1 protein-coding gene and 1 pseudogene are annotated in these 1,157 nt (G+C 39.5%); both read right to left on the bottom strand.

Annotated features, from left to right (window positions below; translation table 11 throughout):
- Nucleotides 1-181 (bottom strand): annotated as a pseudogene (locus tag ACQV2G_RS09085) (IS30 family transposase); the annotation flags it as partial.
- Nucleotides 182-377: 196 nt separating this feature from the next.
- Nucleotides 378-644 carry a helix-turn-helix domain-containing protein gene (locus ACQV2G_RS09080; RefSeq protein ID WP_428876642.1) on the bottom strand — a complete coding sequence of 89 codons (267 nt, stop codon included), beginning with the start codon at nt 642-644 and terminating at the stop codon, nt 378-380.
- Nucleotides 645-1,157: the final 513 nt, after the last annotated feature.

Below are 1,157 nucleotides of genomic sequence, written 5' to 3'. Positions count from 1 at the left end.
CACCATGCGGACCTACCACAGTATCGATTTCCCAGTGTCCCCATTCCTCACGGTCGTCCACTTTCTGGGGGCGTTCTTCAACCGATTTGCCTAGGATTTTGCGGCGTCTGGGTCCAGGTTCAAAAGCCTTGTGCGGTTTGCGTGACACCTTTTCAGGTAAATCACTATTCTTCGTTCGCATGAGCCTCGCATTGATCCAGTTATAAGGGATCAAGTCTTCACAGAACAATTTATGACGTTCAGCATAACCAACAACCGCATCAGGGCTTCACCCCTTATGGAGTATCTTTTCATCCGCCCAATCGATGAAGTCCTTACTATTGAGCCACTTAGGTTGTCGACCCGTTCCATCGTGTAAGTGGTCATACGTCGCTTGCTCAACAACAACGCTCTTGCTCAACAACAACGCTATAGATATCACAGAAGTAGATAGAGATCTTTCCGTTTGCAGATTGTTTACGTTTTTGAGTAACCTTGCCGCGTTTCACTTTTGTATGAATGGTCTGTGGTGAACGCCCGAGTAACCGAGCGATTGCTCGGTTGGATGGAGGAGGGACTTGTGTTTTATACGCTTCAATCTTCACACGTTCTTCATAAGATAGATGTTTGCCTTTGGAAGATGTGGTACAATATGTTTGAGCCATGTGGAGTCTCCTATTCTATGTTTGTGTTGTTACTACATAGATTACCAGACTCACTGGCTCTTTTTCTATTTTAAATGGCTAAGTTCATTTTACAATTCAGCTATTTAAAGTTCTATAAAATTAATTTTATTTTTTATAATCAATCGGAATCTTAAGTCTAGATTTATTAATTGATTAGACTAACAGTCAAGTACATTATTTAATGACTCATTGGAATTAATATTTTAACAACTGGTTTGGTAGTGTCAAATAAATTGTGTAACTTACATTTTAAGATTGTAATTGTTATATCAAATTTTCAACTATTTCCATTCATAACCTCGCATTTTAGATGATCTTTCGAATACCATGTGGATTCGCTTGGATCTGTATGATTGATAGGTCATCTAAAATGCGAGGGAAGCAACCGTTAGTTGCTTAATCTCCTTGGATAGCATCAACCCTATTTGACATAGAGCGAAAACAAAGGCATTCCTGTTGAAATTTTGACCGATAATCGCACTATCTTTAAGG

The sequence above is a fragment of the Facklamia sp. P12955 genome, from assembly GCF_050409565.1.
Lineage (GTDB): Bacteria > Bacillota > Bacilli > Lactobacillales > Aerococcaceae > Facklamia.
Note: the sequence above shows the minus strand (reverse complement) of the source record. Positions and strands in the feature narration are given on the sequence as shown.